The organism is Acidovorax sp. (assembly GCF_046291265.1).
In the GTDB taxonomy this organism is placed as follows: Bacteria; Pseudomonadota; Gammaproteobacteria; order Burkholderiales; family Burkholderiaceae_C; genus Acidovorax.
In genome coordinates, this window is sequence record NZ_JBKBTV010000029.1 from 33867 (window position 1) to 56390 (window position 22524).

A 22524-nucleotide genomic window follows, 5' to 3' on the forward strand; every position below is an offset into this window, starting at 1 on the left:
TTCGCCACCACGTTGTGAAGGCCATACCGCAATCCCTGCCCTGCATATCTGGTAACAAACAGTTTACGCGGACAATAGCCGCGTGACGATCCCTCAGTCTTTCATTCAGGAACTGCTCGCCCGTGTTGACGTGGTCGACATCGTGGGCCGCTATGTGCAGCTGAAAAAAGGCGGGGCCAACTTCATGGGGTTGTGCCCTTTTCATGGCGAAAAGTCACCTTCTTTCAGCGTCAGCCCTGCCAAACAGTTCTATCACTGCTTTGGGTGTGGCAAAAACGGCAATGCCATCAGTTTTTTGATGGAACACGCGGGCATGGGCTTTGTGGAGGCCGTGCAAGACCTGGCGCAGCAGGTGGGCCTGCAGGTGCCGGACGATGACGTCTCGCCCCAAGAAAAAGAGCGCGCCGCAGCGGCCCGCCAAAAACAAGCCACGCTGAGCGATGTGCTGGAAAAAGCGGCCGATGCCTACCGCCGCCAGTTGCGCGAATCGCAGCGCGCCATTGGCTATTTCAAGGGCCGGGGCGTATCGGGTGCGGTGGCCAAACTGTACGGACTGGGCTATGCGCCCGAAGGCTGGCGCAGTCTGGCCAGCGTGTTCCCCAGCTATGACGACCCGCTGCTGGAAGAAAGTGGGCTGGTCATCGTCAACGACGAAGACGGGGGAAAACGCTATGACCGATTTCGCGACCGGGTGATGTTCCCTATTCGCAATGTGAAGGGCGAGTTCATCGGTTTTGGCGGGCGTGTGCTGGGCGACGACAAACCCAAATACCTCAATTCGCCCGAAACCCCGGTCTTCCACAAAGGGCGCGAGCTGTATGGACTGTTCGAGGCCCGCACGGCCATCCGCGAGGCGGGGTACGCGCTGGTCACCGAAGGCTATATGGATGTGGTGGCGCTGGCGCAGCTGGGCTTTCCCAACGCGGTGGCCACGCTGGGCACCGCTTGCACGCCAGAACACGTGCAAAAGCTGCTGCGTTTTACCGAATCAGTGGTGTTCAGCTTTGATGGCGACAACGCCGGACGGCGCGCTGCCCGCAAGGCGCTGGACGGCGCCCTGCCCCACGCCACGGACACACGCAGCATCAAATTTCTGTTTTTGCCGACCGAGCACGACCCGGACAGTTTTATCCGCGCCCACGGCACCGAGGCCTTTGCCCGCCTGGTGGGCGACGCCATGCCGCTGAGCCGGTTTCTGGTCGAAGCCGCCAGCGAGGGCTGCGACCTGGGCACCGCCGAAGGCCGCGCTCACATGGCCAGCAACGCGCGCCCGCTGTGGACGGCACTGCCCGATGGCGTGCTCAAGCGCCAGTTGCTCAGCGAACTGGCCGATCAAACCCAGCTCAACGCCCGGGATCTGTCAGAGCTGTGGAGCCAAGGCACCGGGCGGGACGCCCCCCGCTCCCCCGGCCCCGGCAACCCGCCACGCCGCAGCCACAGCCCGGCGCAAGAAGAATCACCCCCGTGGGGCCACCCACCGGATTCGGACGGATGGCCACCCCACGCTGAGCCCTCCAACCCGGGTTACGGCAGCTATGGCCACTCCGTCGAACAGCAAAGCCCGCCAACGTTTCGCAAAAGTGGCGACTGGAAGGGCGGCGGCTGGAAAAAGCGGGACAAAGACGCTGCGCAGTGGCCCCCACAACCCCGACTGCCGCGCACGCCCACGGCCAGCCGCACAGATCACGCGGCGCGCCTGCTTTTGTCGCACATGGCTTTTCTGGAAGAGCTGACACACGACGACCACGCCACCCTGTGCGCACAGCCGTCGCCGCACGGACCGCTGTTTGCCTGGCTGGAAGACCAATTTCACGAACACGGCCCCCTGGCCTGGGCCGTGCTGCGCGAGAGCCTGCGCGACCATGAGTGCGAGGCCTTGGCCGTCAAAGTGATGACCGGGTCGCACGCCCAAACCGAAGGAGACCTGCAGGAGCTTCGGTTGGAGCTGCGCGATCTGCTCAATCGCATGCAGATCGAAGAGATCAAAGAGCAGCAAAAGCTGCTGGTTTTGCAGGTGGCGCAAGACCCGACGGCGCTGGAGCGCTACCGCGCCTTGGAGCAAAAGCGCAACGCTTTGCAGAGTGCAGCGGTCAAAATGGCTTGAAATCTGCGCCAAAGGTATAATGTAGGGTTAGTTATCGGCAAGAGCGACAGCAGCACCTCCGAGCCGGGCCACCGTGACAAACGCGCACCTATGCGCTGATGGGCCCACTTATCGCAAGGACTGCACACCAAATGATCGCCCAGACATCTTGCCTCTGAGGGCCTCCCCTCGAAGCGCAAAGCAGTTGTAGCTTTGCGTTGCCACCCGCGCCGGGACCCAAGGCGCTTGCGTTTTCTTTGTGTCCGTTTTTGATCCTGAGGTTGTTACATGCCTGCTCAAAAGTCCGCGAAGCCATCCAAGTCCGCCCCAGGCACCGCCGCAAAGGCTGTCTCCAAAACCGCTGCCAAAGCCCCGGCCAAGGTTGCCCCTAAAAAGGCTGCCGCCGCGCCCGCCCCGGTTGCCAAGAAAGTGAAAACTGTGCCCGTGAAAAGTTCTGCCGAGCTGACAAAAGCTGCCGATGAATTGCTGAAGAAGAAGCCCGCCGCCAAGGCTGTGGTGTCTGACGACGACGAAACCCCGAAAAAGCGCCCAGGCCGTCCCGCCAAAGCCGCAGGTGCCGCCGAAGCCAAGGCTCCCGCCAAGCGTGGACGCAAGCCAAAGGCGGGTGCCGCCAGTGACGACAGCGGTGACGACACCGATCTGTCTGACATCGAAGCCGACTTGGAAGGTGAAGTCGAAGAGACGACCACCGAAACCGCTGCCACGGTCGAAAAGGTCAAGCCCCTGCGCATGAAGATCAGCAAGGCGAAGGAACGCGCCTTGATGAAGGAATTTGGCCTGGACGAAACCGTCCTGTCCGAAGAAGACATGGCCAAGCGCCGTGCGCGCCTGAAGGCGCTGATCAAGCTGGGCAAAACACGCGGCTACCTCACGCACGTAGAAATCAACGACCACTTGCCCGACAAGCTGGTCGATGCCGAAACCCTTGAAGCCGTCATCACCACCCTGAACGACCTGGGTGTGGCGGTGTACGAACAGACGCCCGACGCCGAAGCGCTGATCATCACGGACAACGCCCCCGCAGGCGCCACCGAAGAAGAAGCCGAAGAAGCCGCCGAAGCCGCGCTGTCCACCGTGGACTCGGAATTCGGCCGCACCACCGACCCGGTTCGCATGTACATGCGCGAAATGGGCACGGTCGAGCTGCTGACCCGCGAAGGCGAAATCGAAATCGCCAAGCGCATCGAAGGCGGCCTGATGGCGATGATGGAAGCGATCAGTGCATCGCCCGCCACCATCGCCGAGATCCTGAACATGGGCGAGGACATCCGCGAAGGCAAGGTCGTCATCTCGACCATCGTGGACGGTTTCTCCAACCCCAACGAGGCCGACGACTATGTGGCCGAAGAAGACTTCGACGAGTTCGACGAAGCCGATGACGACGACGGCAAGGGCGGCTCCAAGGCCCTGACCAAGAAACTTGAAGAACTCAAGAAGCAGGCGCTGGAGCGCTTTGACAAGCTGCGCGAGCTGTTCGAAAAGGTGCACAAGGTGTACGACAAGGAAGGCTACGGCACCCCTGCGTACGTGAAGGCCCAGCAGGCCCTGTCGGCCGAGCTGATGACCATCCGCTTCACCGCCAAGACCATCGAAAAGCTGTGCGACATGGTGCGCGGCCAGGTGGACGATGTGCGCAAGAAGGAACGCGAGCTGCGCCGCATCATCGTGGACAAGTGCGGCATGCCGCAGGAAACCTTTGTGAAGGACTTTCCGCCCAACCTGCTGAACCTGAACTGGGTGGAAAAGCAAGCCGCTGCCGGCAAGCCCTGGTCTGCCGTGATGGCGCGCAACGTGCCGCCCATTCAGGACCTGCAGCAAAAGCTGATGGACCTGCAGTCGCGTGTGGTCGTGCCGCTGCCAGAGCTCAAGGGCATCAACAAGCGCATGAACGAAGGCGAAGCCACTTCGCGCGATGCCAAGAAGGAAATGATTGAGGCCAACCTGCGGCTCGTGATTTCCATCGCCAAAAAGTACACGAACCGTGGTCTGCAGTTCCTCGATTTGATCCAGGAAGGCAACATCGGCCTGATGAAGGCCGTGGACAAGTTCGAATACCGCCGTGGTTACAAGTTCTCGACGTACGCCACGTGGTGGATTCGCCAGGCCATCACCCGCTCGATTGCCGATCAGGCGCGCACCATCCGGATCCCGGTGCACATGATCGAGACGATCAACAAGATGAACCGTATCAGCCGCCAGCACTTGCAAGAGTTTGGTTTTGAGCCCGATGCGTCCATCCTGGCGGCCAAGATGGAGATCCCCGAGGACAAGATCCGCAAGATCATGAAGATCGCCAAAGAGCCGATCTCCATGGAAACGCCGATCGGGGACGACGACGACAGCCACCTGGGCGATTTCATCGAGGACGGTGCCAACACCGCGCCTATCGAAGCCGCCATGCAGGCCGGCCTGCGCGATGTGGTCAAGGACATCCTCGATGGCCTGACCCCCCGCGAAGCCAAGGTGCTGCGCATGCGCTTCGGTATCGAAATGACCAGCGACCACACGCTGGAAGAAGTGGGCAAGCAATTTGACGTGACGCGCGAACGCATCCGCCAAATAGAAGCCAAGGCGCTGCGCAAGCTCAAACACCCCAGCCGCTCGGACAAGCTGCGCAGCTTTATCGACTCGCTGTAAGCCTGCACTTCCAACCGCTTACGCCCCGCCCCGCAATCGCGGCGCAGGGCGTTTTTCATTGTGATGAAGTAAACACTCCTCGTTTACCCTGATGCCACGGACAGCAGACTGACAGTTTGGAGGGCGACCATTGCCCGCACATCGGGAAGATTCGATGCCGCGCGAGGTGGTGGGGTTGCTGGCACACAGCAGCACAGCCAAAGGTTCGATCACGGCAACAGCCGCATCCGGTGATTCTGAACCACGTACGACCTCTCAAGGGATACCCCATGTCTGCAGATATCAACCGCCGCAAAGCCATCGCGCAATCCGTACTGGCCGCCACGGCCTGGACCACATTCGGCCCCTCTGCCTGGGCTCAGACCAGCACCAATGCGCCCCGCCCCGCTCCGGCCAAAGCGCCCAAACTGACAGGCACGCTGCGCATCGTGATTCCTGCCAACCCTGGTGGAGGCTGGGACCAGACTGGCCGTGCCCTGGGTGCGGCGTTGGTGGCCGCGGGCGCGACGGACCAGGTGGAATACGAAAACATGGGCGGCAAAGGCGGCACCATAGGACTTGCCAAATACGTCGAAAAATATGGCAACGATGCCAACGCCCTGTTCATGGGTGGAATGGTGATGGTCGGCGCCGTAGCATTGCAAAAACCTGCGGTGGACATGACGCAGATCCAGCCGCTTGCGCGTCTGACCAGTGACTATCTGGTGGCTGCCGTGGCCGCCAAGTCACCCATCAAGAACACCAAGGATCTGTCTGAGGCGATGCGCGCAGATTTGCGTTCGATGCCCGTCGCAGGTGGCTCTGCCGGTGGGGTGGACCACATCTTTGCCGGGGTGCTGGCGCGTGCGTCCAAAGCCAAGCCGGACGACCTGGTTTACAAGCCTTTTGCGGGCGGCGCTGAAGTGGTGGAGGCGCTGGTGACGGGGACGGCCTCGGTGGGCCTTTCTGGCTACAGCGAATTCAGCGACGCCATCGCTTCCGGCAAGCTTCGCGCCATCGGTGTGTCCTCACGCCGCAGCGTCTTTGGGCTGCCAGCGTTTCGCGAGCAGGGGCTGGACGCCACCATGGCCAACTGGCGCGGGGTGTTCACCGGCAAAGGGGTGTCCGCAGCACGCACTGCAGAAATGCTCGCAGCCGTAGAAGCAGCCACAGCGCACGAATCGTGGCTGCGTACGCTCAAACAGAACCGGTGGGAGCCCTCTTGGCTGGCAGGTAAGGATTTGGCAGAGTTCATGGAGTTGGACCTCACCACGGCGCGGGTGATGGTGTACTTGCTCAAGTTAAAGGCTTGAAACCCCTTTAAGCGCGTCCCGCGTTAGCCACGAGGGAGATGCCACCCGTGCGGCGCGGCAGCCCTTGCACGGCGGCCATTGCTATTGGCTAGGGTCGCGCCAGTGTCTATTGCAGCCAGTCAAGCTGAAACGCATCGCAAGGATCTTCTGATGAAAATGTCCAACCACTCCATCGGTGCCCGCATGGCCACCGCACTGGGCCTTGTCCTCGCGCTGCTTTTAGGCGCCGCGCTGTTTGGCATCGCAGCCCTTTACAAGACCCTCGGCACCTACGACTCCACCGTGCAGGACCGAGTGGCCCAGGAGCGCGCGGTGAGCCGCATGGAGAGCGAATTCAAAACCCAGGTGCTGGAATGGAAAAACACGTTGCTGCGCGGGGAGGACGCGCGCAAACGGGAGCTGCACTGGGCCGCATTTCAGGCCAGCGAGAAACGTGTGGCCGACGCTGCCAAGGCGCTGGAGCCACAACTGACCGATGCGCAGGAAAAAGCCGCGCTGCAGAACTTCACCAACGCACACACCCAGATGGCGCAGGGCTACCGCAAAGGGTTTGAGGTGTTTCAATCCCTGGGTTTTGTGCCGTCGGCAGGAGACGCCGATGTGGCCGACATTGACCAGGGCCCTGCCAAGCTGCTGACCACATTGGGGCAGCAGGTGGCCGCCAGCAGTGCGGCCATTGCGCAGCAAGCCGCACTGGACGCGCGGCGGGCACTCATCAGCAGCCTGGTGGCGCTGGCGCTGGTGACCGCCCTGGGCGGTTGCGCAGGCTGGTTGCTGACACGCTCGGTGGTCCGCCCGCTCCAGGTGGCGGTGTCGGTGGCCAACAAGGTGGCTGCCGGAGACCTGACCACCACCATTCAGGTCGACGGCAAAGACGAACCCGCCCGCCTGCTGCAAGCCCTGCGTTCCATGCAGGACAACCTGGAAAACGTGGTGTCGGGCGTGCGCAGCAATGCAGAAGGCGTGGCCAGCGCCAGTGCGGAGATCGCACAAGGCAATGCGGACCTCAGCATGCGCACAGAAGACCAGGCGTCGTCGCTGGACGAAACCACGTCATCGATGCAGCAACTGCAAGCCACCGTGCAACAGAACGCATCCAACGCCCAACGCGCCAACGAGCTCGCGCGCAACGGTGCTACCGTGGCCCAGCGTGGCGGCGATGTGGTGACGCAGATGGTGGAAGTGGTGCAAGGCATTCAGGACAGTTCGCGCCGCATTGCGGACATCATTGGCGTCATCGACGGTATCGCGTTTCAGACCAATATCCTGGCGCTCAACGCGGCGGTCGAAGCAGCCCGAGCGGGCGAACAAGGCCGCGGCTTTGCCGTGGTGGCCAGCGAAGTCCGCAGCCTGGCCACCCGCAGCGCAGGCGCGGCCCGCGAGATCAAGCAACTTATTCAGACCAGCGTGGAGCGCGTACAGGCGGGATCTGACCTGGCCCGCAACGCGGGCACCACCATGACCGAGGTAGTCTCGTCCATCCAGGGCGTGAGCGCCTTGATGGAAGAAATCAGTCAGGCCAGCGCGGCGCAAACCAGCGACATGCTGCGCGTGACGCAGGCCATCGTCCGCATGGACGAAGCCACCCAGCAAAATGCCGCCCTGGTAGAAGAAAGTGCGGCCGCGGCGGGCAGCCTGAGTGGCCAAGCCCGCCAGCTGGTGGAGGCGGTAGAGGTGTTCCGCCTGCGCGGAGCCCTCCGTGCACCCGCACTGGCTGCGCCGTCACAGCCGGGGCGCTGAAACCTCGAATTACAACGCCAGGCTACGGAGCACAGCGTCAGTCGATCTTCAGGCCCGACTGCTTGACGAGCTTCGCCATGCGCACCACTTCGGCCCGAAAAAAGGCCGTGGTCGCCTCAGGCGTGGTGCCTTGCAACTGGTAGCCCTGCGCCAGCAAGGCGTCTCGGGCCTCCGGCACCGACAGGGTGGCGCGCACAGCCTGGTAGATGCGGTCGCTTTCTGCCTTGGGCAGACCCGCCGGTCCCACCAAGGCTACCCAGCCATCCAGTGCGTACTGCGGCAGCCCTTGTTCTGCAATGGTGGGCAGGTCTGGCAACAGCGCAGAGCGGGTAGTGGACGACAACCCGATGGCCTTGAGCGTGCCCGCCTTCAAGTGGGGAACCGCCACCGCCACGGCGATGAACGCCAGCTGAATCTGCCCGCCCAGCACGTCGGCCGTCAGCGGGCCCATGCCGCGGTAGGGGATGTGTTTGATGTCCACCTGGGCTTCATGCACGAACATTTCTGCAGCCAGGTGCAGGATGGTTCCATTGCCCGAAGAGCCATAGTTGAGCGTGCCGGGTTGCGCCTTGGCCAGCATAATGAGTTCTTGCACATTCCTGGCGGCCACCGACGGATGCGCCACCAGCACAAACGGGGTAGCGCCAATCACCGTGATCGGCGTGATGTCGTCCACCGCGTCGTAAGGGATGTTCTTGAACACGCTGGGGTTGACCACGTGGTTGTTCGACACCATGCCCAGCGCAGCGCCATCTTTAGGCGCCTTGACGATCATGGAGGTGCCCGTGATACCGCCCGCACCGGGGAAGTTTTCCACCACCACGGGGCGCCCCAGCGACTTGCCCAAGCTGGGACCGAACGCGCGCGCCAGGCCGTCCACGCCCGAGCCAGCGCTCACCGGCAGGATCAAGCGCACCGGGCGGTCAGTCGCTTGCGCCCAGGCGCCAAAAGGCGCTGCAACGCCCGCTGCCAAGCCCGCCAGAGTGGCCAGTGCGGTGCGCCGCGGCATACCACCGCGCTGCAAATGGGGTGGTGTGAAAGGTGTGTCGTGATGCATGGCGTTTTGTCTCCGTTGTTGTATTCGTTCAATGCCAGGCGCTGTGCCCACCGCGGTACGACCGGGTTGTGCGGCTCAGGCCACGGCATGCCTTTGCTGCAGGGCCCGCACCTCTTCGGGTGTGTAGCCAAGCTCTTCCATCAGTGCAGCCGTGTGCTGGCCCAGCACCGGCGGCTGCAAGCGCACTCCCAGGCGCTGGCCATCCATGCGCAGTGGGAACAGCGTCGTGCGGGCGGTCTGCCCTGCCCGCTCTCCGTCGGGCAGGGTGATGTCGGCCAGCCCGCCCGTAGCGTTGAGGTGGGGGTCATCGAACAGCTGTTCGGGCCGTAAGATGGGAGCGAACGGCAGCCCGTGCTTTTCAAAGATGGCTGCCAATTCAGCGCCGCTGTAGGCGGCGAGTCGCTGGCGCAAGTCAGGCATCAGCGTGGCGCGTGCACGCACGCGGTCGTTGTTGGTAACCAGGTGCGGGGCGGCTTTCAGGTCGGCAAACCCCAGCGCATCGCAGAAGGTGATCCATTGCGCATCACTGACGGCCGCCAAAAAAATCTGATCACCATCCTTCACGCTGAACACGTCGTACAGCGCCCACGATGAAATGCGGTCGGGCATGGGCGCAGCAGGCTTGCCGGTGACGGCGTACTGCATCATGTGCTGGCCCACCAGAAAAACGTTGTTTTCGAACAGGGCCGAGTCCACCTCTTGCCCGCGCCCCGTGATGCCACGCTGCATCAAGGCCGCCATGGCACCAATGGCGCCGAACATGCCGCCCATGATGTCGTTCACGCTGCTGCCCGCGCGCAGAGGGTCACCTGGGCGGCCGGTCATGTAGGCCAGCCCGCCCATCATCTGCACCACTTCATCAAGCGCCGTGCGATGTTCGTAGGGGCCGGGCAAAAAACCGGTGTGGTTGACATAGATGAGACGGGGGTTGATCTGGCTCAGCGCAGCGTAGTCCAGCCCGTACTTGGTCATCACACCCGGCTTGAAGTTCTGGGCCACCACGTCAGCCGATGCGGCCAGTTTGCGTGCCACCTCCAGCCCCTCGGGGCTGCGCAGGTCGAGCGCGATGCTCTTCTTGTTGCGGTTGAACATCGGGAAAAAACCCGCCCCTGCGCCCAACAAATGGCGCGTGCGGTCCCCATCCACCGGCTCTACCTTGATCACTTCGGCGCCCAGATCGGCCAGCACCATGCCGCAGGTGGGGCCCATGACCATGTGGGTGAACTCCACCACCCGCAGCCCGTCGAGTGGCAAAGGGCGTGGCACGGGCGCGTCAGGCGCGTGAGGCGCCGAAGCGCTGGCAGACGATGAAGCAGAGGGGGTGGAGGTAGAAGTCATGGGCTAACGATAAGGGATGCGAGCAGGCGCCTGCTTCATCAAGCCGCAGCCAATACGGCAGGGGGCGCACCGTGGACGAACGTGCGAGGCAATCCGGACCGCCACAGCGTGCCATGCAGTGTTTCGCCCGACAGCCATCCCGCCACACGCTGCCGCAGTGCCAGCAACCCGGGCAAGTCGATGCCAGTCGCCACCCCCATGCGCTCCAGCATGAAAACCAGATCTTCGGTGGTGACATTGCCACTGGCGCCCGGCGCATGGGGGCAGCCGCCAATGCCCGCCAGGCAGGCGTCAAAACGTGCGATACCTGTTTGCCAAGCGGCATAAGCATTGGCCAGCCCCATTCCCCGCGTGTCATGAAAATGCGCGCACCACAGGCGGTCCCCCACCAAGGCGCGGGCTTTGTCGAAAAGGCGATGGACAGAAGCAGGGTCGGCATAACCCACGGTGTCGGCCAGGCTCACCCGGTCAGCGCCTGCGTCCAGCAGTGCCTGCATCAGGCGCAGAACCTCGCTTTCAGCCACCTCGCCCTGCAGGGTGCAGCCAAAAGCGGTGCCCACACCTCCTTCAATCAGCGAGTGGTGACCGCCTGCGTCGCGCAGCGCACGAATGCGCGCGACTTCAGCCACCACCTCGTCAGGCGTTTTGCGCAGGTTGGCCAGGCTGTGAGCGTGGCTGGCAGACAGTGGCACCACCATCAGATCAGCGCCCCGGTCCAGCGCAAGCTCGGCCCCCTTGTAGTTGGGCACCAGAACGGATGCGAAGAGCCCCGCCAACGTCTTGGCATGGGCCAGCACGTCGGCGGTGTCTGCCAGTTGTGGCAACAAGCGGGCAGGCACGAAGGAGCCCACTTCCATCTCGCGCTGACCGGCTGCGTAGGCGGCGTTGATCCACTCGATCTTGTGCGCAGTGGGCACCACGGTGGCAATGCTCTGCAGCCCATCGCGCAGGCCCACTTCGCGCACCACAGCGCTCGGGCGCCCACGGTGGGTGGGCGCGCTGTGCCCGGGGGAATGAAGAGCAGTGTTCAAAGCTTGTCTCCGTCGAATTTTCGGTATGGGTTGGATTCTAAAAATTCCCAACTGAATCAGAAAATACATTTTGGAAGCCCTATGCTTCCCAAACGGAATATCAAAACCCCCTTTCGAAGCCCAACCATGCGAAACCTCGACCTGCAAACCCTGCGGTTTTTTGCCGCGGTGTGCGACCACCGCAGCATTGCCCGTGCGGCCGAGCAAGAGTCCATCGTGGGTTCTGCCATCAGCAAACGGCTAGCTCAACTCGAAGACACCGTTGGCACCCCACTGCTGGTGCGCAAACGGCGGGGCGTGGTGCCCACCCCAGCGGGTGAAACCTTGCTGGAACACGCGCGCACCATGCTGGCCAGCGTGGGGCAGATCGAACGCGACATGGCGGCCTATGCCACCGGCACCCGGGGCCATGTGCGCATGCTGGTCACCGCATCGGTCATGGCCGAATCACTGGCCGACGATGTGGCGGCCTTTCTGCAAGACCCTGCCCACCGCGACATCCAGGTCAGCCTGGAAGAACGCGTGAGCCCGGAAGTCGTCCAAGGCATTCGTGAAGGCAGTGCCTCCATCGGCATTTGCTGGGACGCGGCCGACCTTTCCGGGCTGGAAACCTGCGGCTACCGCAGCGACCACCTGGCCGTGGTGGCCCATGCCTCACACCCCGTGGCACAGCTGCCCAGCGTGCGGTTTGCCGATGTGCTGGACTACGAATTTGTGAGCATGCCCGCGCTGAGCGCAGTGCAAGTCTTGCTGGCGCGTGCCGCAGCGGTGGAAGGAAAAATGCTGGCGCACCGGGTGCTGGTGTCCAACTTTGACGCCGCTTTGCGCGTGGTGCGTGCCAACCTGGCCATCAGTGTGGTGCCGCGTGAAGTGGCGGCACACTTTGCCCAATCAGCGCCGGTTTGCATCGTCCCGTTGAGCGATCCTTGGGCGCGGCGGCGGTTTGCCATTTGCTACCGCAGCGCCATGACCCTGCCCCCGGCGGCACACCTGCTGGTGAGTCATCTGGCCCGGCAGGGCCACCCACAATGACGGTGCCGATCCGTGGCCGCTTCGCAACATTTTGATAGCGAATATCGTATTTTCTCGCCTTAGCGCATATGTGCCGTGCGTTCTGAGCTACCAAACTTGTAGCAAAACGGGTTCCGCGCTATAGTCTCAGCGCATCAGCGGGCTCGGCACAGGCCACCCGCTCCGAACTTAGATTTAACACTTGCGCGAGGAGAAGCGTCCATGAGCTCCAAAGAAAATGTCGCCATCAACCAGCTTTTTGAGCGACTTGAATGCCGTTATGCGTTGCGCGTGCTGTGGGCCCTGAAGGATGGCCACCCCCAGACCTTCCGTCTGCTGCAAGACAGCGTGGGGGGCATCACCCCCAACACGCTGAACACCCGCATCAAAGAACTGCGCGAAGCCGGATTTGTGGACCACGGCAGTGACGGCTACACCGTCACTCCCTCGGGCGCTGATTTGCTCAAGCGCCTCAGCGATGTGCAGGCCTTTGCCACCCGTTGGGTGGCTGGCAGGGCCAAGAAGGCCGCATAGGCCAGGAGGCTGCCCCACCGACCTGCCCGTTCTGGGCAAAGCCCCGCCGGCCCGTCCGAGCGGGGCTTTCGTTAAAATAAGGGTCAAAAATGCTTCTAGCGCTTATCCATCAAGCGCTGATAGCTATATTTTCAATAGCAAACTAGGAATTTCATCCATGGCACTGACCACCACCGCATCCGGCCTCCAATACGAAGACACCACTGTGGGCGAAGGCGCTGAAGCCGCCAAGGGCCAGAACGTTTCGGTGCACTACACCGGCTGGCTCTACAACAATGGCGAACAAGGCGCCAAGTTCGACTCCAGCCGCGACCGCAACGACCCGTTCGAGTTCTCGCTGGGTGCAGGCATGGTCATCAAAGGCTGGGACGAAGGTGTTCAGGGCATGAAAATCGGCGGCCAGCGCACGCTGATCATTCCGGCAGCCCTGGGCTATGGTGCCCGCGGTGCAGGCGGCGTGATTCCTCCCAATGCCACGCTGAAATTTGATGTGGAACTGCTGAAGGTCGGCCGCTAAGCGCTGCTGCTCTCTGCGCCCTGCCACCACACGGTGCAGTGACAACCAAAGCGGCCTGAGGGCCGCTTTTTTGTTTTCAGCGGTTTGCAAAAAAGAACCTTGCTCTGATCAGAGCGAGCCAGCAAGTCACATTTCAGAGCGCACCACGGGCCGCGGGGGCGCAGGGCGGGTAGCCCAGCTCACCAACACCGCCGCCACCAACCCTGCAGGCACGCCAAACACGCCCGCCGAGATGGGCTGAATACCGAACCACAGGCCATCTGCCAACAACCAGGCCGGCAGCACCTTCAGAACGGGCACGTGCGACAGCATGTAATACACGGCGACCCCCAGCCCTGCCAACATGCCTGCCACCGCTCCCTGGCGCGTGGTGCCGCGCCAAAAGATGCCCAGCACCATCACCGGCACAAAGGCCGACGCCGCCAGCGAAAACGATGCCGACACCATCGGCAAGATCTCGGACGGCTTGAGGGCGGCCACGAACGCGGCCGACAACGCTACGGCCAGCAAGGTGAATTTGGTGAGAATCACCCGCTGCTCCGGCGACGCCTTGCGTTGCGCATCCGGAAAGTACAGGTCCCGCACCAGCGCATTGCTGATGGTCAGCAACAATCCATCGGCGGTGGACAGCGCCGCCGCCAGGCCCCCGGCAGCCACCAGGCCCGACACCACATAAGGCAAGCCGCCCAGTTCGGGCGTGGCCAGCATGATGAGGTCAGCGCCCAGGCGAATCTCGCCAAACTGCACAAACCCATCGCCGTTCACGTCTTCGACCGACAGCAGCGAGCTGTCCACGCGCGCCCACTGCGCCATCCAGTTGGGCAAGGCCTCAAAGCTGCTGCCCACCAGGTTTTGCATGACTTCAAACTTCACCAGCACCGCCAGAGCGGGCGCACTCAAATACAGCAGCGCAATGAAAAACAAGGACCATCCCACCGACGCGCGCGCCGCCGACACGGTGGGTGAGGTGTAGTACCGCGTCAGCAGATGGGGCAACCCGGCCGTGCCCACCATCAGGCAAAACATGAGCGCCAAAAAGTTGCGCCGGGTCAGCTCGTAGTCGCGCTGCTCCTCAGGCGTGCCGTCCGGGTCGCCCACGTAGGCCTGGCTGTGCAGCGGCAGCCCACCCAAGGGGCGCGCGCGTTCGTAGTTTTCGCGCATTTCGCGCGTCCAGCGTTCGCGGGCGGCTGCGGCATCCCGCGGCAAAGCCGCCAGCTCCCGGCTGGCAGACACGATGAGGCCCACGTCGGCATTCTGATTGCGCAGGGTCCGAATGCGCTCTCGGGCTTTTTCCCGTTCGTTCTCCAGCGCGCTTTCCACGTCCAGCAGCCGGGCTTCAAACTCCTTAGCGCGGCGTTGGTAGGCCTGCACCACCTGGTGTTCTGCGGGCGAATCCAGCAGCTGCGCTTCCAGGTCGGCAATCTTGCTGATCTGCGCGCCATAGACCAACGGCGCCAATGGGTTGCCCAGCTGCTTGTACGCCAGCCACGACACCGGAATCAAAAATGCCAGCAGCAGCACCACGTACTGCGCCACCTGCGTCCAGGTGATGGCGCGCATGCCGCCCAGAAACGAGCACAGCAGCACCCCGCCCAAGCCCAGCATGATGCCGATCTCGAACTGCACGCCGGTCAGGCGTGAAGCAATCAAACCCACACCGTAGATCTGCGCCACCACGTAGGTGAACGAGCACAACACCGCCGCCAACGCGGCGATCACGCGGGGCCAGCGCCCACCGAAACGCACATGGAAAAAGTCGGGCACCGTGTACAGGCCCATGGCCCGCAAATGCGGCGCAATCAGCATGGCCACCAAGCAAAAGCCCCCCGTCCAACCCAGCAGATAGGCCAAACCACCCGCTTGCCCCGGCGTGCCCGAAAAGCCCTGCAGGTACAGCGCGCCAGACAGGCTGATGAACGAGGCTGCGCTCATCCAGTCAGCCGCCGCAGCCATGCCGTTGTACATGGGCGGAATGCGCCGCCCCGCCACGTAATACTCCTCGGCGTCGGTCGTGCGGCAATACACACCGATGCCCGCATAGACCATGACGGTGAGGAACAGAAAGATGGGGCCAATCCAGTGGCGCGACAGGCCTTGGCGCTCGGCCCAGGCCATGAGGAGCAGAAAGCCGAGGACGCCAATCACATACAGCGCCAGAATGCGGTGCAGCCGCCAGAGGTAGGCGCGGTCGCTCGCCGCTTCAGACGCGCTGGGCTCAGCCATGGGGCAAAGCCCCTTCACCGCGCGGTTTGTCTGCGTCGGGCAACTGGGCGCTGGCGGCAAGCCGCTCTGCATCCTGCCGCTCAAAACGGTTCATGGCCCAGCCATAAACCACCACGAGCGCAATGAACACCAGCACCGCGCCTTGTGCCGCAATCCAGTACCCCAGGGGCCAACCGCCCGCCACCAGAAACTGCAGGTCGCGGGCGAAATACGTGGCCACAAACGACACCAGCGCCCACACCACCAGCAGCCCGGCCTTGAGCCAAAGGTGCCGCACGTCATGCAGATCCGGCGGGAACGGGCCCGCCATTTCTGCATCGTGCGCACGGGGATGGTGCGGGTTGGGGTTTCGGGGCTGCAGCATCACGGGCACACGGGTAGCTGGTGCAGATGACGCATGGGCAGCCCGGTCCGGTCAGGTCAACTCAGGTCAGCTCGCCAGCGGCTGCCAGTTGCTGCCAGGTGGCGATCACGCTGTCGGGGTTGAGCGAGATCGACGAGATGCCCTCTTTGGCCAGCCACTGCGCAAAGTCAGGGTGGTCGCTGGGGCCCTGGCCACAGATACCGATGTACTTGCCCTGCGCCAGGCAGGCCTTGATGGCTTGGTGGATCAGGGCTTGCACGGCAGGGTCGCGCTCGTCAAAGTCGTGCGCCAGCAGTTCCAGGCCCGAATCACGATCCAGGCCCAGGGTGAGCTGAGTCAGGTCGTTGGAGCCAATGGAGAAGCCGTCGAAGAACTCGAGGAAGCGTTCGGCCAGGATGGCGTTGCTCGGCACCTCGCACATCATGATGACCTTGAGGTCGTCCTTGCCGCGCGAGAGGCCGTGCTGCGCCAGCAGCTGCGTCACGCGCTCGGCCTGACCGAGGGTGCGCACAAAGGGCACCATCACCTGCACATTGGTCAGACCCATGTCGTTGCGCACGCGCTTCAGTGCCTCGCACTCCATGGCAAACGCCTCGCCAAAATCAGCGCTCAAGTAACGCGCAGCGCCACGGAAGCCCAGCATCGGGTTTTCTTCTTCGGGCTCGTAGCGGCTGCCGCCAATCAGCTTGCGGTACTCGTTGGACTTGAAGTCCGACAGGCGCACGATGACTGGCTTGGGCCAGAACGCGGCGGCAATGGTGGCCACGCCTTCGGCAACCTTGTCCACGTAGAAAGCGCGGGGGCTGGCATGGCCGCGGGCCACCGATTCAACCGCCTTTTTCAGGTCGGCATCGATCTGCGGGTAGTCCAGGATGGCCTTGGGGTGCACGCCGATGTTGTTGTTGATGATGAACTCCAACCGGGCCAGGCCCACACCTTCGTTCGGCAACTGGCAGAAGTCAAACGCCAGCTGGGGGTTGCCCACGTTCATCATGATCTTGGTCTTGATAGGAGGCATCTCGCCGCGCTGGACTTCGGTGATTTCCGTTTCCAGCAGGCCGTCGTAGATCTTGCCGGTGTCGCCTTCAGAGCAGCTCACCGTGACCAACGTGCCGTCTTTCAGCAGCTCCGTGGCATCACCACAACCCACCACAGCCGGAATGCCCAGCTCGCGCGCAATGATGGCGGCGTGGCAGGTGCGGCCGCCCCGGTTGGTGACGATGGCGCTGGCGCGCTTCATCACGGGCTCCCAGTTGGGGTCGGTCATGTCGGTCACCAGCACATCGCCGGGCTGGACCTTGTCCATCTCCGAAATGTTGTGCACCAGGCGCACGGGGCCGGTGCCGATCTTCTGGCCAATGGCGCGGCCTTCGGCCAGCACGGTGCCTTGGCCCTTGAGCTTGTAACGCAACTCGGCCTGGCCCTTGGACTGGCTCTTCACCGTCTCGGGCCGTGCTTGCAGGATGTAAAGGTGGCCGTCGGTGCCGTCTTTGCCCCACTCGATGTCCATGGGGCGGCCGTAATGTTGTTCGATCACCAGCGCGTAGCGCGCCAGTTGCTCCACATCGGCATCGGTCAGCGAATAGCGGTTGCGCTGCTCGGTCGGCACATCCACGGTCTTGACCAGCTTGCCGCTTTGGGCCTTCTCGTCCGCCGTCGAGAACACCATCTGGATCAGCTTGCTGCCCAGGTTGCGGCGGATCAGCGCTTTCTTGCCCGCTCTGAGCATGGGCTTGTGCACATAGAACTCGTCAGGGTTCACAGCGCCCTGCACCACCGTCTCGCCCAGGCCATAGCTGCTGGTAATAAAGACAACTTCTTCAAAACCGGATTCGGTGTCGATGGTAAACATCACGCCCGCCGCGCCCAGGTCAGAGCGCACCATGCGCTGCACACCGGCCGACAGGGCCACCACATCGTGCTCAAAACCCTTGTGCACGCGATAAGAGATGGCGCGGTCGTTGTACAGCGACGCGAACACTTCCTTCATCTTGTGAAGCACATCGTCGATGCCCACCACGTTCAAGAACGTTTCCTGCTGGCCAGCAAACGAGGCGTCGGGCAAGTCTTCGGCGGTGGCAGACGAGCGCACGGCAAAAGAGGCAGCAGGGTTACCCGCGCTCAGCGTGGCAAAGGCGTCGGCAATGGCTTGTTGCAGGTCGGCCGGGAAAGGTTGGGCCTCGACCATGGCGCGGATTTCTGCGCCGACTTTCGCCAGCGCCCGTACGTCTTCGGTGTCCAGCACCTTGAGCTTGGCGCTGATCTTATCGGCCAGGCCGTCGTGGGCCAGAAACTGGCGAAACGCGTGGGCCGTGGTGGCAAAGCCCGTGGGTACGCGCACGCCCTGGGGCAGTTGGGAGATCATCTCGCCGAGGGAGGCGTTTTTACCGCCCACCGACTCGACATCGGTCATTCTCAGGTTTTCAAACGGTACGACCAGGGCGGTCGGGCTGAAAAGTGCAGACATGGGAAAGCTCCAGAAGTTGAAACCGGGTCTGCATGCCGGGCTGTCGGGAGCCCCAGGCAAGCGGCCATGCACAGGCTGCGACTTTGTTGTTGTGGTTGTAGGCCGACGGTGTGCATGGTGAGAATTGGATAATTGTGACAATTGTAGGCCTGTGCCACTGGCGGCGGGCTGACGCTTTCACACGGCTTGCGCAAAACGGGAATCGCCACCTACGCGCCCAAGAGGGGGCGGCGATTGCCGGAACCAGATTTGCGCAAGTCCTTACACAAAGGGCCTCCATGCATTCGCGCACCGTATTTTTTGTCTCTGACGGCACCGGCATCACCGCCGAAACCTTTGGCAATGCCATCCTGGCCCAGTTCGAGATGAAGCCGCGACACGTGCGGCTGCCCTTCATCGACACGGTGGACAAAGCCCACCAGGCCGTACGGCAGATCAACCACACCGGCGAGGTCGAGGGCAAAAAACCCATTGTCTTCACCACCCTGGTGAACATGGAAGTGCTCAAAGTCATCCAGGACGGCTGCAAAGGCATGCTGCTGGACATGTTCGGCACCTTTGTGCACCCGCTGGAGGAAGAACTGGGCATCCGATCACACCACCGTGTGGGCCGGTTCAGCGACGTGAGCCGCAGCAAGGAATACACCGACCGCATCGAAGCCATCAACTTCAGCCTGGCCCATGATGATGGCCAGAGCAACCGCGACCTGGCCGGCGCCGACGTGATTCTGGTGGGCGTGAGCCGCAGCGGCAAAACCCCCACCAGCCTGTACCTGGCCATGCAATACGGCATGAAAGCCGCCAACTACCCGCTGATCCCCGAAGACTTCGAACGCCGGCAGCTGCCCCCCGCGCTGGAGCCGCACCGCAAAAAGATCTTCGGCCTGACCATCCAGCCCGAGCGCCTGTCCGAGATCCGCAACGAACGCCGCCCCGACTCCAAGTACGCCAGCCTGGTGAACTGCCGCCACGAGGTCGCCGAGGCCGAGGCGATGATGCGGAGATCGGGGATTCGGTGGCTGTCTACGACCACGAAGTCGATTGAAGAGATTGCGACGACGATCCTGCAAGAGATTCGGCCGGAGAGGTTGGAGTATTGAGGGGGAGGCAGTGCAGAGGTGACGCTGCGTCTCTCGAGTGCGCAACCGCCAATTTTTTGATGGAAATTGGCTCCAGCGCTTATTCAGAAAGCGCTAGCAGCTATAAATTGAATAGCAATTTTTCTGTCTAGCGCTGCTTGGATTCGTCTTGAACGGTTTTTACGGCGCGGAGAACAGCAACGATGGTCGGTATGGGGACTGGTTTGGGCCCAAAGCGGAAGCTCCCCAGCAATTGCTAAGAAGGTTGCTTTGATGCCCCTTGAGTCATCGGTCCCCAGTCACCTTGACGCCGAGGTAAGTTTCTATGTCATCCGTGGCGCACTGCGCTTGCCCTCGAACGAACTCACTTTCGTCAGTCAATGCACGAGCGCTGATGGAAACAGCGGTTTCTGTATCAAGTGCTCCGCAGGTGCGAGCGACATGCCCCAGCCCGAGAATTGCATTCCCACGAACATTAAAGTGGGGGTGCGTTGCGAGGTGGAAGCAGATGCCCTCGACCCAGCCGCGCTCGAAATCCGGGGCATTCATGCCCAGCACAATTGGAACGTAGAGAAGTTCTTCAGGGTCGCCACGCTGAAGCGCGGCGTCAATATCGGCCTCTGTCCAGCCTTGATGAAACGGTCCCATTCATGCACCGTGATGTCTATTGCGTATCCCTGAATGCCAGGTTGAGGCCGGATTCTGCCCCACGGCGAGGGGCGCTAGCGGGCCCTGAGCCGACGGTGGACTCCTTTCGTCAAAAATGGCTATCGAAGACAACTTGACTCCCTGCGACGTGACACGTCTATGACCAGTTTTGTACGCCAACGCGACTGGGAAACGTAGGTTTCGTGGAGGTTATGTGACGCTACATTCAAAGACAGGCCTGCACGCGGAATCAACACGCAAATAAGCCTTGTAGGTATACGTAGTCGAAATTATTCTAGACAGCCTATGGTCAAAGAAATAACTGCAAGCTCGAACGGCCCAACACGAGGTAGTGTGATTTTCTTTCTCGCCTTCGCGAGCGTCTTTGGGCTAATTGCGTTGTGGCCGTTCGCCCCAGCATTTGAATCGCTTAAAAAGGATGATGCTCGCATCCATATGGTGAGAAAGGAAAACTATGTATCGACAACTACTTACCTGATAACCAGCACTGGTCAAAATTTAAAATGTATCCACACAAAGACAGGAGGATGCGATCCAAAAAAGATGAAATCTTTCTTGGATAAGAGTACACACGTAAGCGTATGGCACGACGGGGAAAAAGTTTATCAACTGGTTGCTCAAAATCAAGCGATATTGCCTTACGAACACTTCAATCAAGGCAGAGGTTTTTCGTCGGTCATTTCCGCTGTTTGTTTTTTAGTAGCGCTTATTCAGATTGCGATTCGCAAGAGGCTTGTTTGAGCGAAAAATCCACGGCGCGATCCGGGAGACTGGTCTGCCCAAGTTTCCTTGGAGCTGTGATTCGTTGTACTGGATAACGAGATCGACCGCTTTCTTCTCAGAAAAGACGCAGGTTAACCATCTCGACAATTGGTCTTGGGTAGGGAAGCCGCGGGTATGGGCTAACTTGTCGATCGAGACGGACGCCCAATATCGTCCTCAATCTTCTGCCACTGCTATTCGTCACCGGTCATCTTTACAGTGAACGTCCGCTTTCATCTACCGCCTCCGACTGCTGCTGGTCAACAAGAGCCCGCCGAGACATCAATCCAGCGAGCAACGGGGAAACTACTGATTTGATAGCTACCAGCGCTTCATAGATAAGCGCTAGAGCCCGATTTCGCTTAAAAATTGGCACTACTGCGCCAGCAGAGTGGAAGGGCAGCTCCCTGCCCTCCTTTCCCCTTACTTCACCGCAAACCGCACATTCGCTGCCTTCTTGCCCGGCAGCGTCACCAGCGCCACCACCTTGGTGCCAGCTCCGACCTTGAACGCACCCTTAGCCTCCAGCTTGCCCTCCCCTGCAGGCGCCAGCACGGCCTCAGTTTTTTCGGTGCCGTTCAGCAGGGTGAGCTTGGCGCTCACGCCTTCGGTCTTGGCGGGCTTGCCGTGGTCGCGCAAGTGCAGGGTGAGGGTGTCGGGCTTGGCAACCAGTTCGTAGTCCATGTCGTTGGCTTCGACCACGATGCCGCCGTGTAGCGGCTTGTGGTCGTGGCCATGGGCGTGGTCGCCTGCGGCAAATGCTGTGCCGGAGACACTGACGGTGAGGGCCAGGGCGGCAAAGAGATGGGTTGTGGTTTTCATGACGGTCCTTTCAAAGGGTGGATGGAAAACTAGAGAAATAGAGAAATAGAGAACAGGAAAAACTCAGAAAGCCTCGGCGTTCTTGTCATCCAGCAGACGTTCGGCGTCTTTGCGGCCGAACAGCCAGAACAGGGCCGGAGTCAGGAAGGTGTCGAGCAAGGTCGAGCTGATCAGGCCCGAGAAGATCACCACGGCCACCGGGTGCAATATCTCGGTGCCGGGGCGCTCGGCCTCCAGCAGCAGAGGGGCCAGCGCGAAGGCGGTGACCAGGGCGGTCATGAGCACGGGGGAGAGGCGTTCGAGCGAACCGCGCACGATCATGGCGTGGTCGAAGTTCTCGCCCTCCACGCGCATCAGGTTCAGGTAGTGGCTGACCTTCAGGATGCCGTTGCGCACCGAGATGCCCGCCAGCGTGATGAAGCCGATCAGCGCCGCCACCGACAGCGGCTGGCCCGAGATCCACAGCCCCAGCACGGCGCCCACCAGCGCCAGCGGGATGTTGGCCATGATCAGCGCCGACAGCGTGGCCGAGCGGTAGCGCGTGTACAGCACCACGAACATCAGCACCAGCGAGACCACGGCCAGCATGCCCACCAGGCGGCTGGCCTCCTCCTGCGCCTGGAACTGGCCGCCCAGGGTGATGAAGTAGCCATCCGGCAGGCGCGTCTCGCCCACCACCCGGCGGATGTCGGCCACCACGTCGGACAGCGCCCTGCCCTGCGCGTTGGCCGAGAGCACGATGCGGCGCTTGCCGTCGTCGCGGCTGATCTGGTTGGGGCCGTCGCCGTCCTCGATGCTGGCCAGGCGCGACAGCGGCACCCGCCCGCGCGGGGTCTCGATCATGATCTGCGCCAGGCCCTCGATGGAGCGCGCGCTC

The 22524-nt window shown here is 62.1% G+C and carries 18 protein-coding genes; 9 read left to right on the forward strand and 9 right to left on the reverse strand.

The annotated features are described in order from the left end of the window. Nucleotides 1–82: 82 nt before the first annotated feature. The 4 genes from dnaG to ACK41V_RS12780 all read left to right on the forward strand — a co-directional run bounded on the left by dnaG (nt 83) and on the right by ACK41V_RS12780 (nt 7773). Nucleotides 83–2104, forward strand: a complete 2022-nt coding sequence (gene dnaG, locus ACK41V_RS12765; RefSeq protein ID WP_409782865.1) for a DNA primase — start codon at nt 83–85, stop codon at nt 2102–2104. A 267-nt stretch (nt 2105–2371) separates the two neighbouring features. Further along, nucleotides 2372–4741: an RNA polymerase sigma factor RpoD gene (gene rpoD / locus ACK41V_RS12770; RefSeq protein WP_409782867.1), complete on the forward strand. Its 2370-nt coding sequence runs from the start codon at nt 2372–2374 to the stop codon at nt 4739–4741. A 269-nt stretch (nt 4742–5010) separates the two neighbouring features. After that, nucleotides 5011–6033, forward strand: a complete 1023-nt coding sequence (locus tag ACK41V_RS12775) for a Bug family tripartite tricarboxylate transporter substrate binding protein (RefSeq protein ID WP_409782869.1) — start codon at nt 5011–5013, stop codon at nt 6031–6033. Between the two features lie 150 nt (nt 6034–6183). After that, nucleotides 6184–7773, forward strand: coding sequence for a methyl-accepting chemotaxis protein (locus tag ACK41V_RS12780; protein ID WP_409782871.1), 1590 nt, complete (start codon nt 6184–6186; stop codon nt 7771–7773). A gap of 37 nt (nt 7774–7810) precedes the next feature. On the opposite strand, the gene ACK41V_RS12785 is transcribed toward ACK41V_RS12780, so the two are convergent. The 3 genes from ACK41V_RS12785 to ACK41V_RS12795 all read right to left on the reverse strand — a co-directional run bounded on the left by ACK41V_RS12785 (nt 7811) and on the right by ACK41V_RS12795 (nt 11199). Beyond that, nucleotides 7811–8830, reverse strand: coding sequence for a tripartite tricarboxylate transporter substrate binding protein (locus tag ACK41V_RS12785; RefSeq protein WP_409782873.1), 1020 nt, complete (start codon nt 8828–8830; stop codon nt 7811–7813). A gap of 75 nt (nt 8831–8905) precedes the next feature. Beyond that, nucleotides 8906–10168, reverse strand: a complete 1263-nt coding sequence (locus tag ACK41V_RS12790; RefSeq protein WP_409782875.1) for a CaiB/BaiF CoA transferase family protein — start codon at nt 10166–10168, stop codon at nt 8906–8908. Nucleotides 10169–10206: 38 nt separating this feature from the next. Next, nucleotides 10207–11199 (reverse strand): hydroxymethylglutaryl-CoA lyase, encoded by a 993-nt coding sequence (locus ACK41V_RS12795; RefSeq protein WP_409782877.1) that lies wholly within the window; start codon nt 11197–11199, stop codon nt 10207–10209. A 126-nt stretch (nt 11200–11325) separates the two neighbouring features. Between ACK41V_RS12795 and ACK41V_RS12800 the strand changes: the two genes are divergently transcribed. From ACK41V_RS12800 to ACK41V_RS12810, 3 genes are all read left to right on the forward strand, one after another. Beyond that, nucleotides 11326–12231, forward strand: a complete 906-nt coding sequence (locus ACK41V_RS12800) for a LysR family transcriptional regulator (protein ID WP_409782879.1) — start codon at nt 11326–11328, stop codon at nt 12229–12231. 201 nt (nt 12232–12432) lie between these two features. Then, a complete protein-coding gene (locus tag ACK41V_RS12805; protein ID WP_409782880.1) occupies nt 12433–12744 on the forward strand; it encodes a winged helix-turn-helix transcriptional regulator in 312 nt (103 codons plus the stop codon). Between the two features lie 157 nt (nt 12745–12901). Further along, nucleotides 12902–13261, forward strand: a complete 360-nt coding sequence (locus ACK41V_RS12810) for an FKBP-type peptidyl-prolyl cis-trans isomerase (RefSeq protein ID WP_056173849.1) — start codon at nt 12902–12904, stop codon at nt 13259–13261. Nucleotides 13262–13387: 126 nt separating this feature from the next. On the opposite strand, the gene ACK41V_RS12815 is transcribed toward ACK41V_RS12810, so the two are convergent. The 3 genes from ACK41V_RS12815 to ppsA form a co-directional block, all read right to left on the reverse strand. Further along, entirely contained in the window at nt 13388–15484 is a 2097-nt protein-coding gene (locus tag ACK41V_RS12815) for a VC_2705 family sodium/solute symporter (RefSeq protein WP_409782882.1), read from the reverse strand. Next, entirely contained in the window at nt 15477–15848 is a 372-nt protein-coding gene (locus tag ACK41V_RS12820) for a DUF4212 domain-containing protein (protein WP_409782884.1), read from the reverse strand. Before ACK41V_RS12820 ends, ACK41V_RS12815 begins: the two co-directional genes overlap by 8 nt. 61 nt (nt 15849–15909) lie before the next feature. Beyond that, complete coding sequence (gene ppsA / locus ACK41V_RS12825) at nt 15910–18315, reverse strand: phosphoenolpyruvate synthase (RefSeq protein ID WP_409782886.1); 2406 nt, start codon at nt 18313–18315, stop codon at nt 15910–15912. Nucleotides 18316–18593: 278 nt separating this feature from the next. Here ppsA and ACK41V_RS12830 point away from each other — a divergent pair, with 278 nt between their 5' ends. Then, nucleotides 18594–19415: a pyruvate, water dikinase regulatory protein gene (locus ACK41V_RS12830; RefSeq protein WP_409782888.1), complete on the forward strand. Its 822-nt coding sequence runs from the start codon at nt 18594–18596 to the stop codon at nt 19413–19415. Between the two features lie 264 nt (nt 19416–19679). Here the strand turns inward: ACK41V_RS12830 and ACK41V_RS12835 are convergent, their stop codons facing one another. Continuing rightward, the gene (locus tag ACK41V_RS12835; RefSeq protein ID WP_409782890.1) at nt 19680–20042 is read right to left on the reverse strand and encodes a hypothetical protein; all 363 of its coding nucleotides are present in this window, start codon (nt 20040–20042) and stop codon (nt 19680–19682) included. Nucleotides 20043–20396: 354 nt separating this feature from the next. Here ACK41V_RS12835 and ACK41V_RS12840 point away from each other — a divergent pair, with 354 nt between their 5' ends. Continuing rightward, entirely contained in the window at nt 20397–20804 is a 408-nt protein-coding gene (locus tag ACK41V_RS12840; protein WP_409782892.1) for a hypothetical protein, read from the forward strand. Between the two features lie 444 nt (nt 20805–21248). On the opposite strand, the gene ACK41V_RS12845 is transcribed toward ACK41V_RS12840, so the two are convergent. Together ACK41V_RS12845 and ACK41V_RS12850 are read right to left on the reverse strand one after the other, a co-directional pair. After that, nucleotides 21249–21647, reverse strand: a complete 399-nt coding sequence (locus ACK41V_RS12845; protein WP_409782894.1) for a hypothetical protein — start codon at nt 21645–21647, stop codon at nt 21249–21251. Between the two features lie 63 nt (nt 21648–21710). After that, nucleotides 21711–22524: efflux RND transporter permease subunit (locus tag ACK41V_RS12850; protein WP_409782896.1), on the reverse strand; the 814-nt coding region annotated here is incomplete at its 5' end.